Origin of the sequence: Paraburkholderia fungorum (genome assembly GCF_900099835.1) — a bacterium.
Taxonomy (GTDB): Bacteria; Pseudomonadota; Gammaproteobacteria; order Burkholderiales; family Burkholderiaceae; genus Paraburkholderia; species Paraburkholderia fungorum_A.
Genome location: NZ_FNKP01000001.1, coordinates 3,247,597 through 3,261,504, shown reverse-complemented (window position 1 = coordinate 3,261,504; position 13,908 = coordinate 3,247,597). Strand labels below are relative to the sequence as shown.

At 64.1% G+C, this 13,908-nt stretch carries 12 protein-coding genes; 8 read left to right on the top strand and 4 right to left on the bottom strand.

Features of this window, described 5'->3' with window-relative positions; translation table 11 throughout:
* Positions 1–5: 5 nt before the first annotated feature.
* Positions 6–1,055, top strand: coding sequence for an L-threonylcarbamoyladenylate synthase (locus BLS41_RS14405; protein WP_074765572.1), 1,050 nt, complete (start codon positions 6–8; stop codon positions 1,053–1,055).
* Positions 1,056–1,275: 220 nt separating this feature from the next.
* On the opposite strand, the gene BLS41_RS14400 is transcribed toward BLS41_RS14405, so the two are convergent.
* The 3 genes from BLS41_RS14400 to dacB all read right to left on the bottom strand — a co-directional run bounded on the left by BLS41_RS14400 (position 1,276) and on the right by dacB (position 5,426).
* Positions 1,276–2,514 carry an SGNH/GDSL hydrolase family protein gene (locus tag BLS41_RS14400; protein WP_074765569.1) on the bottom strand — a complete coding sequence of 413 codons (1,239 nt, stop codon included), beginning with the start codon at positions 2,512–2,514 and terminating at the stop codon, positions 1,276–1,278.
* A gap of 94 nt (positions 2,515–2,608) precedes the next feature.
* The gene (locus BLS41_RS14395) at positions 2,609–3,571 is read right to left on the bottom strand and encodes a sterol desaturase family protein (RefSeq protein ID WP_074765567.1); all 963 of its coding nucleotides are present in this window, start codon (positions 3,569–3,571) and stop codon (positions 2,609–2,611) included.
* A 205-nt stretch (positions 3,572–3,776) separates the two neighbouring features.
* Entirely contained in the window at positions 3,777–5,426 is a 1,650-nt protein-coding gene (dacB, locus tag BLS41_RS14390; RefSeq protein WP_074765565.1) for a D-alanyl-D-alanine carboxypeptidase/D-alanyl-D-alanine endopeptidase, read from the bottom strand.
* Between the two features lie 313 nt (positions 5,427–5,739).
* Here dacB and BLS41_RS14380 point away from each other — a divergent pair, with 313 nt between their 5' ends.
* The 6 genes from BLS41_RS14380 to BLS41_RS14355 all read left to right on the top strand — a co-directional run bounded on the left by BLS41_RS14380 (position 5,740) and on the right by BLS41_RS14355 (position 11,546).
* Complete coding sequence (locus BLS41_RS14380; RefSeq protein ID WP_074765561.1) at positions 5,740–6,402, top strand: response regulator; 663 nt, start codon at positions 5,740–5,742, stop codon at positions 6,400–6,402.
* Between the two features lie 4 nt (positions 6,403–6,406).
* Positions 6,407–7,708, top strand: a complete 1,302-nt coding sequence (locus BLS41_RS14375) for an ATP-binding protein (protein ID WP_074765559.1) — start codon at positions 6,407–6,409, stop codon at positions 7,706–7,708.
* Positions 7,709–7,869: 161 nt separating this feature from the next.
* Positions 7,870–9,393, top strand: a complete 1,524-nt coding sequence (locus BLS41_RS14370; RefSeq protein WP_074765557.1) for a DegQ family serine endoprotease — start codon at positions 7,870–7,872, stop codon at positions 9,391–9,393.
* A 308-nt stretch (positions 9,394–9,701) separates the two neighbouring features.
* Positions 9,702–10,199 carry a hypothetical protein gene (locus BLS41_RS14365; protein WP_074765555.1) on the top strand — a complete coding sequence of 166 codons (498 nt, stop codon included), beginning with the start codon at positions 9,702–9,704 and terminating at the stop codon, positions 10,197–10,199.
* 159 nt (positions 10,200–10,358) lie between these two features.
* On the top strand, positions 10,359–10,751 hold the full coding sequence (locus tag BLS41_RS14360) for a DUF427 domain-containing protein (RefSeq protein WP_074765553.1): 393 nt from the start codon (positions 10,359–10,361) through the stop codon (positions 10,749–10,751).
* Positions 10,752–10,784: 33 nt separating this feature from the next.
* The gene (locus BLS41_RS14355) at positions 10,785–11,546 is read left to right on the top strand and encodes an SRPBCC family protein (RefSeq protein ID WP_074765552.1); all 762 of its coding nucleotides are present in this window, start codon (positions 10,785–10,787) and stop codon (positions 11,544–11,546) included.
* Between the two features lie 46 nt (positions 11,547–11,592).
* Here BLS41_RS14355 and BLS41_RS14350 read toward each other — a convergent pair whose 3' ends face one another.
* Entirely contained in the window at positions 11,593–12,234 is a 642-nt protein-coding gene (locus BLS41_RS14350; protein WP_074765550.1) for a TetR family transcriptional regulator, read from the bottom strand.
* A 432-nt stretch (positions 12,235–12,666) separates the two neighbouring features.
* Between BLS41_RS14350 and BLS41_RS14345 the strand changes: the two genes are divergently transcribed.
* On the top strand, positions 12,667–13,899 hold the full coding sequence (locus tag BLS41_RS14345) for an efflux RND transporter periplasmic adaptor subunit (protein ID WP_074765548.1): 1,233 nt from the start codon (positions 12,667–12,669) through the stop codon (positions 13,897–13,899).
* Positions 13,900–13,908 lie beyond the last annotated feature (9 nt).

Sequence of the window (13,908 nt, the reverse complement as noted above, 5' to 3'; positions counted from 1 at the left end):
GCACCATGCCGGATCAACAGAAACCCGCTGAAGGCGCCGCGAGCGCATTGCCTGTGAGCGCCGCGCAGATCGAGCACGCGGCTGCGTTGCTCGACGCGGGTGGTCTGGTCGCATTCCCGACCGAGACCGTGTACGGACTCGGCGGCGACGCCGAGAGTCCGGATGCCGTCGCGCGCATTTACGCGGCGAAGGGCAGGCCGGCGAATCATCCCGTCATCGTGCATCTGGCGCCGCAGGGTGATCCGAATTACTGGGTCGAGCATTTACCCGCTGAAGCGCAGCGTCTGATCGACGCGTTCTGGCCCGGCCCGCTTACGTTGATTCTGAAGCGAGCCGCGCGGATTCCGGCAGCGGTCAGTGGCGGGCAGGATTCCGTGGGGCTGCGTTGCCCGTCGCATCCGGTGGCGCAAGCGCTGCTGGAAGCGTTCAGCGCTTTGCGCTGCGGACATGGCGGCGTGGCCGCGCCATCGGCGAATTGCTTTGGGCATGTGAGCCCGACCACGGCGCAGCATGTGCGCGACGAGTTCGGCAGTTCGATTCACGTGCTCGACGGCGGCGCGTCCGATGTCGGCATCGAATCGACCATTCTCGATTTGTCGCGCGGTTTTCCCGCGCTGTTGAGACCGGGCCGCGTGACGCCGCAAGATATCGCCGACGTCCTCGGCGAAGCGCCGCGTCTACCCGACGGTTCGGATGCTACCGCGCCGCGTGCTTCTGGCACGTTGAAAGCGCATTACGCGCCGCGCACGCCGTTGGCGCTGTTGCCGTTTGGTGCGCTGGAGCCGTTGCTGATCGCGCGTGATGCGGGCGAGCGAGTGGCGCTGGTGGCGCGCGCATCGCGTGCCGGTCATTGGGCCGATGCCGAAGGTGTGCATTTCATCGCCGCGCCCGAAGATCCGCACGTCTACGCGCGTGAGTTGTATGGCTTGCTGCGCGCGTTGGATCGAGCGAACGTCACGCAGATTCTGATCGAGAAGTTGCCGGATACGATCGAATGGATCGCGGTGAACGATCGTTTGGGACGTGCAGCAGCGGCTTTCGAGGCGCAGAGCTGACGGCGTTGGGTTTCATCGCTCGTGATGGCTGGCGGCGATTCGTTTTTTCAAATGAGTCGTTAGTGGGCCACTGGTAGCCGACTGGCCATACACGCAACCAGGCATTCCCGCGACATTCGCACCAACCGTCCACCGCAATAAAAAACGCCCGGCATAACTATGCCAGGCGCTTTCGATACACCAGGTACTGCGCGCCATCAGGCGCGCGTCCCTCATTCCGTTACTTACCCAAACCGCTCGCAGCAATCTGCGTCTGAACGTACTGCGCGAACAGCGCGTGCGTGTGCGTGCTCGGGTGCACCGTATCGGCGAACATGTAGGTTTGGTCGGCGCCGGCCACCGTGTAGGTTTGCGGCGAGCAGAACAGCGACGAACCGAACTGCGCACCGTACTCGGCCGGGGTAAGACCGTTGGTCGCCGCCGGATTCGCCGTACCGTAGGCCGTTGCGTTCGCGACCATGTTGGTGAGATTACATGCCGTGCCGGTGTTCGACACCGTGAAGCCCAGCGCCTTGTAGTTCGGCAACTGCTGATCGAGCCACGTGAACGCGTCGGCGACGACCACCTTGCCGGTTCCCAGGAGGCCGTAGGCCGTCAGGGCCTGAATCAGGATGCCGTTGTAAGCTGCAGTGACGCCCGACAACAGCGCAGCCGCGCCAGGCGTTGCTGCTTCGGCGGCGACGCCGAGCGGCGTATTGCCGATGTCCGGCACCGTCGACACCACCACGTGGGTCGCACCCGAAGCAACGATGGTATTGATTTGTGCAGCGAGCGCGACAGCGGCCTGCGCGACCTGCGGGTTGGCCAATTGCTGCAGGTAGCCGGCGATGAACGTCACCTGACCTGCCTGCGTGAGTGGCAATCCGCTGGTCGGGTATTGCGTCTGCAGCGCTGCGCCGAGGGCAGCTAGGCTTCCGGTGGTATCGGCAAACTGGAAGATGTCGTTCGCGCCGCCGTTGATCAGCACGAGCTGGTTCGAATTGAAGCTCGTATGCGCGCTCAGGTAGTTCTGCACCTGAGTCACGACCGGCACCGTCGTGGCCGCCGCATTGTTCGGCGCCCAACCTTCGCCTTCAGCATTGACGACATCCGAGCCGCCCTGCGCGTAACCCAGGCCGCCCGTTGCGGTCAGCGGCTGACCGAAGCCGCCGAGGTACGCCGCCGTCAGCGTGTCGCCGTAGTATTCGGCGACCTTCTGCGTCCACACTTCGCCCGGGTTGGTCGTGAAGCGGCCGCCGCCGAAGCTCGCCTGAATCACCGGTGCATAGGTGCCGACGTCTGACAGGCTGTCGCCGAACGACACCACCTGCAATTTGACGCCCCCTGCCGGCGTGCTGCTGCTCGAATTGTTGTTGTCGCTACCGCCGCCGCAGGCAGCGAGCATCGCGAACGCGGCGCTTGCCACGGCGATCTGTTTGACACGCAACCATTGCTGTTTTTTCGATGCTGTTTGCTTCATGTTGACTACATCTCCTCGTATGTGTGGCCTTTGCGCCATGTGTTGCAGGCAGCGTCCACCGCGTCGGCGGCGTGAGCGCAGCTTACAGAATTTTTCACGGTCTGCGCGGCGTTTGAAACGCAGCTTGATGGTTTTCACCGATGCCGGATTGATCACCCGTTTGGTCGCTCGATGCAGGATTCATCAGCGGCGAGCCGGCGGCGCGGCGCGCATGATAATTCGCTGCCCACGCGGGCGGCGCGAACAGCGCGCGCCACTTGTTGCGCCAGCCGCGCACGCTCGCGAAATCGGCGGCCATCGACGCCCATTCGTGAAACGTCGCCTTCAGCGGGTTATAGGTGTGAAGCGGCTCGACGATGCCGTACACCGGCGCGTCGTGTGAATCTTCGTCGACATAGCTGCCGAACAGGCGGTCCCAGAGCACCAGCACGCCCGCATAGTTCCGGTCGATATAACGGTCGTTGCGCGCGTGGTGCACGCGATGAATGGACGGCGTATTGAACACGTATTCGAGCCAGCCGAGCTTGCCGATGGCCTGCGTATGCACGAAAAACTGGAAGCCGAGATTGATCAGCACGATCGCGACGATCTGCTTCGGTGGAAAGCCGAGCACGGCAAGCGGGATCCAGAACAGCCACATGCCGGCGACCGGATACATCAGGCTCTGACGGAACGCAGTCGAAAAATTCATCCGCTCCGACGAGTGATGCACGACGTGTGCGGCCCACAGCCAGCGCACCCGATGGCTGCATCGATGGAACACGTAGTAGAGCAGGTCTTGCGCAACGAACAGCACGATGAACGACACCCACGTCGCCGGCCATGTGTGGATGCGGTAGTGCTCGTAGAAGAAAGCGTAGACGGGGATGATGGCGAGCCACGCGAGCTTGTCGGCGGCCTGCTGCATGAGGGCGAGCGCGGCGTTGCACAGCGTGTCGCGCCAGCTATAAAGCTGCGCGCCCGGCCGTGTGCGCCGCAGGTGCCACGCCTCCCAGCCGATGCATGCGAGAAAGACTGGCGCCATGGCGAGCAGCAGCAATTCGGCATCGAATTGCATGGTGTCTTCCTCCGTGGTCCCTGACCGCTGCGTGGTCGCAGCGGGTGGTGTCGTTGTCGTTCGAGTGTGCCGCGCGATGCCCTGCGTTTGCGCGGCTTATGCTGCATGTTGCGTGTTTGCCTCGCGTTTCACACGCGTGTCAAACACTGCCCGACAGCGTACACGCTCAGGACGTTGCCGCGCGCGCCTTCGCTAGAATGAATCCTCAGTGGCTCGCGCGCTTGCGCGGGTTTTTCCTGGGCTTGCTGCGCGGCTCTTCGACGGGATCGGCGACCTTGGTAAAACCTTGCGACGGCCCTTCATAGACCCATTCGAGCAACGCGTCGTGCGCGGCGCGCGCGGCTTCCGAATGCGGATCGTTGATCAGGCTCACGACCACGTAACTGTTACCGTCCGCCGATGCCACATAGCCTGCAATTGCACGCACGTCGCGCAACGTGCCGGTCTTGATGTGCGCATTGCCGCCCGCGCCACGATTGGTCAGGCGGTTGCGCATCGTGCCGTCGACACCCGCAATCGGCAGCGACTCCACGAATACCTGCGCGACCGGGCTCGCGTTGGCCCGCTGCAGCAGATCGGCGAGCGACAGTGCGGTGACGTGTTCGTCGCGCGACAGACCCGAGCCGTTGTCGAGCGACAGGTATTGCATGTCGACGGCATCGCGGCGCAAAAACGCCTCGATTGCACGAGCCGATTTGGCCGGCGTCGCCGGCGGTTTTTCTTCGGCCGCGCCGATCGTCAGGAACAGATTGCGCGCCATCGTGTTGTTGCTGAACTTGTTGATGTCGCGAACGATGTCGGACAGCACCGGCCCCTCGTGCGTCGCCACGAGTTTCGCGCCGAACGGCACCGCGCCTTCGCGCGTCGCGCCGGTGAAGGTGCCGCCGGTCTGCTGCCACAGCGCGAGGAAACCGCCTGCAAAAAATGCCGAGTGATCGAGTACAGCCACGTTGATCGTGCGCGGATCGCAGTGCATCGAGTAGTCGCCGGTGAACGACGCGATCACGGTGCCGTTCGGCTGCGGCGTCACGGTCGGCGAAACCGAGGCTGCGTCGCCACGGCACGGGCCGTTGACTGCGCGCATCTGGTTGTCGATCTGCAATTGCGACAGCGCGGGCAGCACGTCGATCGTGACCTTGCCGTCGGGCGACGGCGTCAGCGTGAACGACAGCGATTTAAACGCGTAGAGCAGCGGATCGGGGCCGACGTTGTAAGGCGCGGTGGCGTCGTCGTCGAACGGCGGCAGGTCGCGCGTGGACGGATCGAAGTAGCGCTTGTCGAGCACCAGCGCGCCGTCGATTCCGTTAATACCCGCCTTGTGGATCTTCTGAACGAGGTCGATCAGTTCTTCGGGCACGAGCTTCGGATCGCCGGTGCCCTGAATGTACAGATTGCCGTGCAGCACGCCGTTACCGTCGAGCGTGCCGTCCGCGTAGGCGGTGGTGCGCCAGCGGTAGTCGGGGCCGAGAATCGACAGGCCGGAATAAGTGGTGACGAGCTTCATCGTCGACGCGGGCATCATCGGCTTGCCCGCGTTCAGCGCGAGCAGCGGCGTACGGTCGCCGACTTTTTCCACCACCACGCTGATCGACGACAACGGCACATGTGCGCGCTGCAAGCCGGCCATGACCGGTTGCGGCAACACCGTCGTAACGTTGACGCTGGGATGCACAGCCTTGACACGCGCCTGCGCGGCAAGCGGCAGCACAGCGCCCGACGTGAGCGTGGCGCAGGCGAGCAGCCATGCCGCCGCACGCGGCGCAATCTGTGGGGACGCGGGAACGGTGGAGGCAGAAGAGCGACGTGGACGCTGCGCCAGGCGGCGTGCGATAGAGAACAGAAAAGCGTGCGTCATGAACGGGCGAAGAAGCAAAATGTCGGGGCGTGGGGCACGCGGCCATCCGGGTTGTGTCGGCACATGGCGGGACGCGTCAGTTCAGCGGCTGCATCGTGCGCAAGTGGTATTGGCCAACGTGCCGACGCGTCGAAGAAATGACGCATTTCGCATACGCGAGCAGCACACGCAAACCGCAATCGCCGCCGCGCGACGCAAAGCGCCCATTGTAGTGACATGCCGCCAGGCTGAGGTGAAAAAAGCAGCACGCGCCGCGCATGGCGGGGGCGGGCGCTAGAATGCGGCATCATCAAATGTTTCGGAACGGACAACCATGCGCATTTTGCTAGTCGAAGACGACCGGATGATCGCCGAAGGCGTGCGCAAGGCGTTGCGCGGCGAGGGTTTCGCGGTCGACTGGGTGGAAGACGGCGAATCGGCGATCCGCGCGGCGTCCGGGCAACCTTACGATCTGGTTCTGCTCGACCTCGGCCTGCCCAAACGCGACGGCCTCGACGTGCTGCGCACCTTGCGCGCGCGCGGCCATGCGCTGCCGGTGCTGATCGTCACCGCGCGCGACGCGATTGCCGATCGCGTCAAAGGGCTCGACGCGGGTGCCGACGATTACCTCGTCAAACCTTTCGATCTCGACGAACTCGGTGCGCGGATGCGCGCGCTGATTCGCCGTCAGTCGGGTCGCAGCGATTCGACGATCCGCCACGCCAATCTCACGCTCGATCCCGCGTCGCATCAGGTCACGCTCGACGGCGCGCCGGTCGCGTTGTCCGCGCGCGAATTCGCGTTGCTCGAGGCGCTGCTCGCACGGCCCGGCGCGGTGCTGTCGAAAAGCCAGCTCGAAGAAAAAATGTATGGCTGGGGCGAGGAGATCGGCAGCAATACCGTCGAAGTCTATATTCACGCGCTGCGCAAAAAACTCGGCGCGGAACTGATCCGCAATGTGCGCGGCCTGGGCTACATGATCGCAAAGGACGCCTGAGCCGATGCGTTCGATTCGCCGACAGTTGCTGGTCTGGTTGCTGGCGCTCGTGCTGCTCGGCGTCGGCATTGCAGGATGGCTGATCTACCGGCAGGCGCTCGCCGAAGCCAACGAACTCTTCGATTACCAGCTGGAGCAGATCGCCGCCGCGCTGCCGTCCGAACCGTTCTCGCAGGTGCTCGGTTCGCGCGATACCGGCGACGAAGGCATCGTGCTGCAAATCTGGAATCGCAATGGCGTGCTCATGTACTACTCGCGGCCGAGCGCGCCGCTCGCGCCGCGCGCCGAGCTGGGGTTTTCGACGGAACATACCGAACGCGGCGAGTGGCGCGTGTATGGCGCGATCGTCGGCGATAACGTCGTGCAGCTTGCGCAGCCGGTGTCGGTGCGCAACCGGCTTGCGGCCAACGTCGCGTTGCGCACGCTGTGGCCGCTGATCGTGCTGCTGCCGCTGATGGGCATGGCGGTGTGGGTGATCGTCGGGCGCGGGCTCAGGCCGTTGCGGCGCGTCACCAGCGCGCTCGACGCGCGTCATCCCGAAGCGCTCGATCCGTTGCCGGATCAGCGTCTGCCGCTCGAAGTGCAGCCGCTGGTGCGCGCGTTGAACGGCCTTCTGCATCGGCTCGCGACCGCGTTGGATATCCAGAAAGCCTTTGTCGCCGATGCCGCGCACGAATTGCGCACGCCGCTTGCCGCCGTGCAGATTCAGGCGCAACTCGTCGGTCGCGCAAAGGACGATGCCGCCCGTAGCGACGCGCTTGCCGATCTTCAGGCCGGCGTCACGCGGGCCACGCGGCTTGCCGAGCAGTTGCTCGCGCTCGCGCGTTCCGAACCGGACGGCCTGGCGGTAGCCAACCCGATCGATTTGCGCGCGCTGCTGCAGGAGTGCGTGGTGGCTTACGCGCCGCTTGCGGAGAATCGCGGAGTCGATCTGGGCATCGAGACGAGCGACGCCGCGACCGTTACCGGTGACGCCGACGCGCTACGCGTGATGTTCAATAATCTCGTCGATAACGCCGCCAAGTACACGCCGCACGGCGGGCGCGTCGACGTCAGTCTGCGGGCGGAGGGCGGGCGTCCGGTAGTGCGCATCGCCGACAGCGGCCCGGGGATCGAACCCGCCGACCGCGATCGCGTGTTCGACCGGTTTTATCGTGCGGGCGCGGGTGCCAATCGCGCGCGCACGGACGTTGCCGGTAGCGGGCTGGGGTTGGCGATCGTGCGCCGGATCGCCACGCAGCACCACGCAACCGTCTCGCTCGATGAATCGTCGGCGGGTGGATTGCAGGTCACCATTCGCTTCTGAAAAACGATGCTGTTTCTCACGCAAAAGCCGTAAAAAACCTTGATTAAAGGCGACGCTCTATCGCAAATAAGGTTCCTCCGATTGCTTAAGACTCTTTTAAGTGACAGCACGTACGCTCCTCGACATCCCCAAAGTCTCTTTTCTCCAGTCAGGAGTGCACGATGAACGCGAAAACCTTGTCCCGCAGCGCTGTTGCAGTGGCTATTGCCGTTGCGCTTTCCGCCGGCTATGTGGCGGGTCATCGCGATCTGCCCGCGCCGCAGGTGATCTCGCCCGTGCAGGCCGCCATGATGCCAGCCGAAGCCGCCGCCAAAACCGGTATTCCCGACTTCTCGGGTCTGGTCGAAACCTACGGCCCGGCCGTCGTCAACATCAGCGCGAAGCACGTGGTCAAACAGGCGGCGCTGCGCGGCAATGGTGGTAACGGCCCGAGCGCAGGCGGCAACCAGTTGCCGATCGATCCGAGCGATCCGTTCTATCAGTTCTACAAGCACTTCTTCGGCGGTGTACCGGGCATGCAGGGCGGCGACGGCGGTGGCGACGCTCAGGATCAGCCGAGCGCGAGCCTGGGTTCGGGGTTCATCGTCAGCAGCGACGGCTACATCCTGACCAACGCGCACGTGGTGGACGGCGCGAACGTCGTCACCGTGAAGCTCACCGACAAGCGCGAATTCAAGGCGAAAGTGGTCGGCGCCGACAAGCAGTCTGACGTCGCCGTGCTGAAGATCGACGCGGGCAATCTGCCGACCGTGAAGATCGGCGATCCGCGTCAGAGCAAGGTCGGTCAGTGGGTGGTCGCGATCGGTTCGCCGTACGGCTTCGACAACACCGTGACCTCGGGCATCATCAGCGCGAAATCGCGCTCGCTGCCTAACGAAAACTACACGCCGTTCATCCAGACCGATGTGCCGGTGAATCCGGGCAATTCGGGCGGGCCGCTGTTCAATCTGCAAGGCGAAGTGATCGGCATCAACTCGATGATCTATTCGCAGACCGGCGGCTTCCAGGGCCTGTCGTTCGCGATTCCGATCAACGAAGCGATCAAGGTCAAGGACGACATCGTCAAGACGGGCCATGTGAGCCGCGGCCGTCTCGGCGTCGCCGTGCAGGGGATGAACCAGACACTCGCCAACTCGTTCGGCATGCAGAAGCCGAACGGCGCGCTGGTCAGTTCGGTCGATCCGGGCGGCCCGGCTGCGAAGGCCGGTCTGCAGCCCGGCGACGTGATCCTGTCGGTGAACGGCGATCCGGTCAACGATTCGTCGGATCTGCCGGCGCAGGTTGCGGGTCTGGCTCCGGGCAGTTCGGCCACGGTGCAGGTGTGGCGCGACAAGGCCACGAAGGACCTGAAGGTGACGATCGGTTCGTTGTCGGATGCGAAGGTCGCGTCGAACAAGGCCGATGAGCCGACGCAGTTGCAAGGCCGTCTCGGCGTGGCCGTGCGTCCGCTGACCCCGGAAGAGAAGAGCGGCGCGTCGGTGTCGCATGGTCTGCTGGTGCAGCAGTCGGGCGGCGCGGCGGAAAGCGCCGGCATCCAGCCGGGCGACGTGATTCTGGCGGTCAACGGCCGGCCGGTCGCGAGCGTCGATCAGCTCAAGCAGATGATTTCCAGCGCCGGTAACAGCATCGCGCTGCTGATCCAGCGTGACAACGCGCAAATCTTCGTGCCGGTCGATCTCGGCTGATGACACCGCGCTGAACAGGCGGTGCGGCCGGCCGCATCAATGGCAGTTTGACCGACGCATCACCCGTTTCAGCCCGCGATTGAAGTAACGCTTGCCGGTCCGTTTGCACTTACTGCAAACGGACCGTTTTCTTTTGGGCGGACGAAAACCGGGGGCAGCGGCGGCTTCGCTGGCCGCAAGCCGCGACGCGCCAGCGTTTCCAACCAGCGCCCCGTTCCGCAGACCGCCTGGCATGCAGGTTGCGTCTGCCTTGATCCGGGCCCATCGAGGCATACCGGACGACAAGGACCTTAACAAGGAGCGAACCGATGAAAACCCAACGCAATCAGCGAAGGATCGTAGCCGCTGCGGTATGCGCAGCGCTCACGCTCGGTCTGGCGGGCGGCGCGTATGCACAACAGGCAAGCGACACGACTGGCGGCAGCACCACCGACCAAAGCAGCGCGGGCAACGACAACGGCGGCGGCATGCCGCAAACCCAGCAGCAAGGCGATGTCTCGTTCGTGTCGGGCGGCGTCGGCCTCGACGAGTCGAAGGCGCTGCAGCAGGCGCAAAGCCACTGGCCGCTATCGCTGCGCTTCACCGGACCGGGTTCCGAGTTCGTCGCCGACGTCAAGGTACGCGTGGTCGACGCGCACAACACCGAGGTGCTGAACACGTCGTCGCGCGGGCCCTATATGCTGGTCAAGCTGCATCCCGGCCACTACACCGTGCACGCGCAATACAAGGATCGCGACCAGTCGAAATCCGTGACCGTGCCGGCCAGCGGCAACACCAAGGCCGCGTTCTACTGGGGCGCGAAGTAAGCGGCTGAACGTTCCGGCGACGCTGCGGCCGCCGCGGAACGCCGTGCAGCGCTGCCGCGCAATCGGCGGAAGTTTGGCCGATAATGAAGCCACGGGCCCGTCCCGTGGCTTTTCTGTTGGATCACACGCAACCTGCCGCACACCATCACGGAGCGAGACATGAGCGATGCCCAGACCCCTCACGGTAGTACCGGCGCGAGCACGGGCGGCCACTCCATCTCGATCAGCGGCAATAGTCACCGGGTGCGCGTGATACACGGCGGCGTGACCATGGCCGACACGCAGGCAGGTTTGACGCTTTCCGAAACCGGTCTGCCGGATGTGTTCTATTTTCCGCGCGAACACGTGAACATGGCCCGGCTCGAACGTTCTGCACATACGTCGCATTGCCCGTTCAAAGGCGACGCGTCGTACTTTCATCTGCGTACCGAAGACGGTTTGATCGAAAACGCCGTGTGGAGCTACGAAGCGCCGCTCGAACCGGCTATGCAAATCAAAGGGTATCTCGCGTTTTACTCATCGCGCGTCGACCGCATCGATCAGACATCCTGATCCCGTGGTCGCGCGTTTATCGGGGAGGCTGGTATGGAGCTGAACGACGTATTACGGATTCCGCTTGCGCCGTCCGACGTCTGGGCGGCTTTGCAGGATCTCGCGCTGTTGCGCGCCAGCCTCGACAATTGCGAGTCGTTCACCCGTCTTTCCCACGGCGAATACACGCTGACCATGACCGTGCCGCTCGGTCCGCTGCGCGCGCGTTACGACGTGCGCGCTCATGTGGCGGGTCAGGATTCCGGTCCCGCCGATGCGCAGCGCCGCACGATCAACTTCAAGGCCCGTGCCGAGGGCATCGGTGCGTTGCGCGGTCAGATCGAAATGCGTTTGCGCGCGGAAGAGGGCGCGCACGGCGCGGGTCGGGAGCGTGGCACGCGCATCGAGTACACGGTCTGGGCGACGGCGTCCGGGCCGCTTGCCGAACTCCCGACGCGTCAGCTGGAGAACGCGCTGCGTCAACTGGCCGAGGATTTTTTCACCGAATTCAACGCGGTCGTGCGGGCCAAGCATGGACAAGGTCCGAACCGGGCGCGTGGATCGGCGGGGCGTCGGCAGCATGTGTTCCTGCGACCGATCACGCTGGGCGGCATCGCGCGCCGCTCGCGCACCGAGCACGACAACGCGCTGGCCGGACGGACGGCGAGCGCATCGCACGGTGTCTCGCGTGGTGTATTGCCGGGCGTGTCGCGCCGGTCGACGGGACCCGGCGCGGTGCCGAACTGGGCGTGGGCCGCGATGATCTTCGTGGTCGCGCTGCTGTTGTACGTGGCGCGCTGGATCAGCGAGCACTGACGACGCGTCGCGTTGTTGGTAACGGCGTGGCAAATCGCGCAGCCAACTACGCCGTCTTCCTGCGCAACGCCGGACTCAACCGCAGCGAATCGAAAATCCCCTCCAGCATCTGCTGCGCGTGCGCGCCGAAATCGGTGGCATCGGGAAGAAACAGCATGTCGCGCAGCGATCCGCTGACAAACGCATGCACCATTGCGGCCGCCAGCTTCGTATCGAGATCGGCGGGCAGCTGCCCCCTGGAGATCGCGTTGCGCAGACCCCCTTCGATCTTCAGAAGCCCTTCGCGCATATTGGTCTGATAGCGCACCATCACCGGTCCCATCTCCTCGACCAGCTCGCACTTCAGAAACAGGATGTCGAACACGCGCCGGCGGCGCGGGTCGTTAGCCGTATCGCGCAAACACACCACGCAGATTTCCATCAACCGCCCAAGCGGATCAGGCTCGTTAGGGTCCTGCGACGCGGCCTTGAGTTCGTCCAGCGGCAGCAGCACGCGGTCGAACATTTCGGTGAAGAGATCGCTTTTGTGCTCGAAATGCCAGTAAATGGCGCCGCGCGTGACACCGGCAGCCTGGGCGATGTCGGCTAACGAGGTGCGTGACACCCCTTTCTCGAAGAAAACCTGTTCGGCCGCATCGAGAATGCTCGCGCGGGTCTCCTGCGCCTCTTCTTTGGTTCTTCTGACCATGTTGGTAAGACCTGCCCTGACGGTGGGGTTTTTGCCGGATGAGCGTTATTAAGTCAATCCGATGACAATCTGTCTGCTAAATGGGCAAATAGCGTTGTGATCTTGCGGGTCCCCGCCTGCAAGAATAATAAATGCACTTTTACGTGCATTCATGAACGTATATATAATAGCAGCCCACGATCGGATAGCCCAAGCCGTGACGACCGGTTAATATCCGTCACTGTTGCCTTTCAAACGCTTTGCGCCGTGCCCAAACGGGCGGCGCCGCGCGGCATTTCCCGGTTTGGCGCATTCACATCACGATGCCCCTGCAGGTGCGGTTCGCATCCACGGGCTTCCGGTCGAGCGTCGCAAGACGCATGTGTGCGCTGTCGTCCCCGGGGTAGGGATGCGCGCACTTTTTCATTCTCAGTCTTAGACAGAGGTCGCTCCATGCGCGTCGAACGGGTTCCATTCCGCTTAATCAGTGCCGCGACGGCTGCCGTATTGCTGGCAGCGTGCGGACAAAAACAATCTGCCCCGCCGCCACAAACGCCCGAAGTCGGCGTCGTCACTCTCCAGCCGACCACGGTGTCAGTGGTCACCGAGCTGCCTGGCCGCACCAGTGCCTTCCTCGTGGCGCAAGTGCGCGCGCGGGTCGACGGCATCGTGCTGCGCCGCGAGTTCACGGAAGGCAGCCAGGTCAAGGCCGGTCAGCGGCTGTACAAGATCGACCCGGCGCCGTACATCGCCACGCTGAACAACGCGAAGGCAACCCTCGCGAAGGCGCAGGCGAACCTCGTGTCGGTCACCGCGCAGGCCAACCGCTATAAGGTGCTGGTCGCGGCAAACGCAGTCAGCAAGCAGGACTACGACAACGCCGTCGCCTCGCAAGGCCAGGCGGTCGCCGACGTCGCAGCGGGCAAGGCAGCCGTCGACACCGCGCAGATCAACCTCGGCTATACCGACGTGACCTCGCCGGTCACCGGCCAGATCGGCGTGTCGCAAGTCACGCCGGGCGCTTACGTGCAGGCGAGCGCCGCGACGCTGCTGGCAACCGTCCAGCAACTCGATCCGGTCTATGTCGACCTGACGCAATCGAGCCTCGACGGTCTGAAGCTGCGCCGTGAAGTGCAGGAAGGGCGTCTGAAGACGACCGGTCCGGACGCCGCGCAAGTCTCGCTGATTCTCGAAGACGGCCGCACTTACTCCGAAAAGGGCAAGCTGCAGTTCACCGACGTGACGGTCGACCAGGGCACCGGTTCGGTCACGGTTCGCGCGATCTTCAAGAACGCCGACAAGGTGCTGCTGCCGGGCATGTTCGTGCGCGCGCGCATCGACGAAGGCGTCAACCAGAATGCGATCGTCGTGCCGCAAATCGGCATCACGCATGACCAGAAGGGTCAGCCGACCGCGCTGGTCGTCGGTGACGACAACAAGGTGGTGCTGCGTCAGCTCGTGACCAACGGTACGTACGGCAACAACTGGGTGGTCGCAAGCGGCCTCAAGTCAGGTGAGCGCGTGATCGTTCAGGGCACCGACAAGGCACGCCCGGGTATGCAGGTCAAGCCAGTTGCCGCGCAACTTCCCGCCACCCCCGCTTCCGACGCAGCCGCTCAGGGTGCGCCGGCCGCCAGCGGTGCTGCGCAGACGGCTCAACCCGCCTCTGCTGCATCGGGCGCGTAATAACAGGGA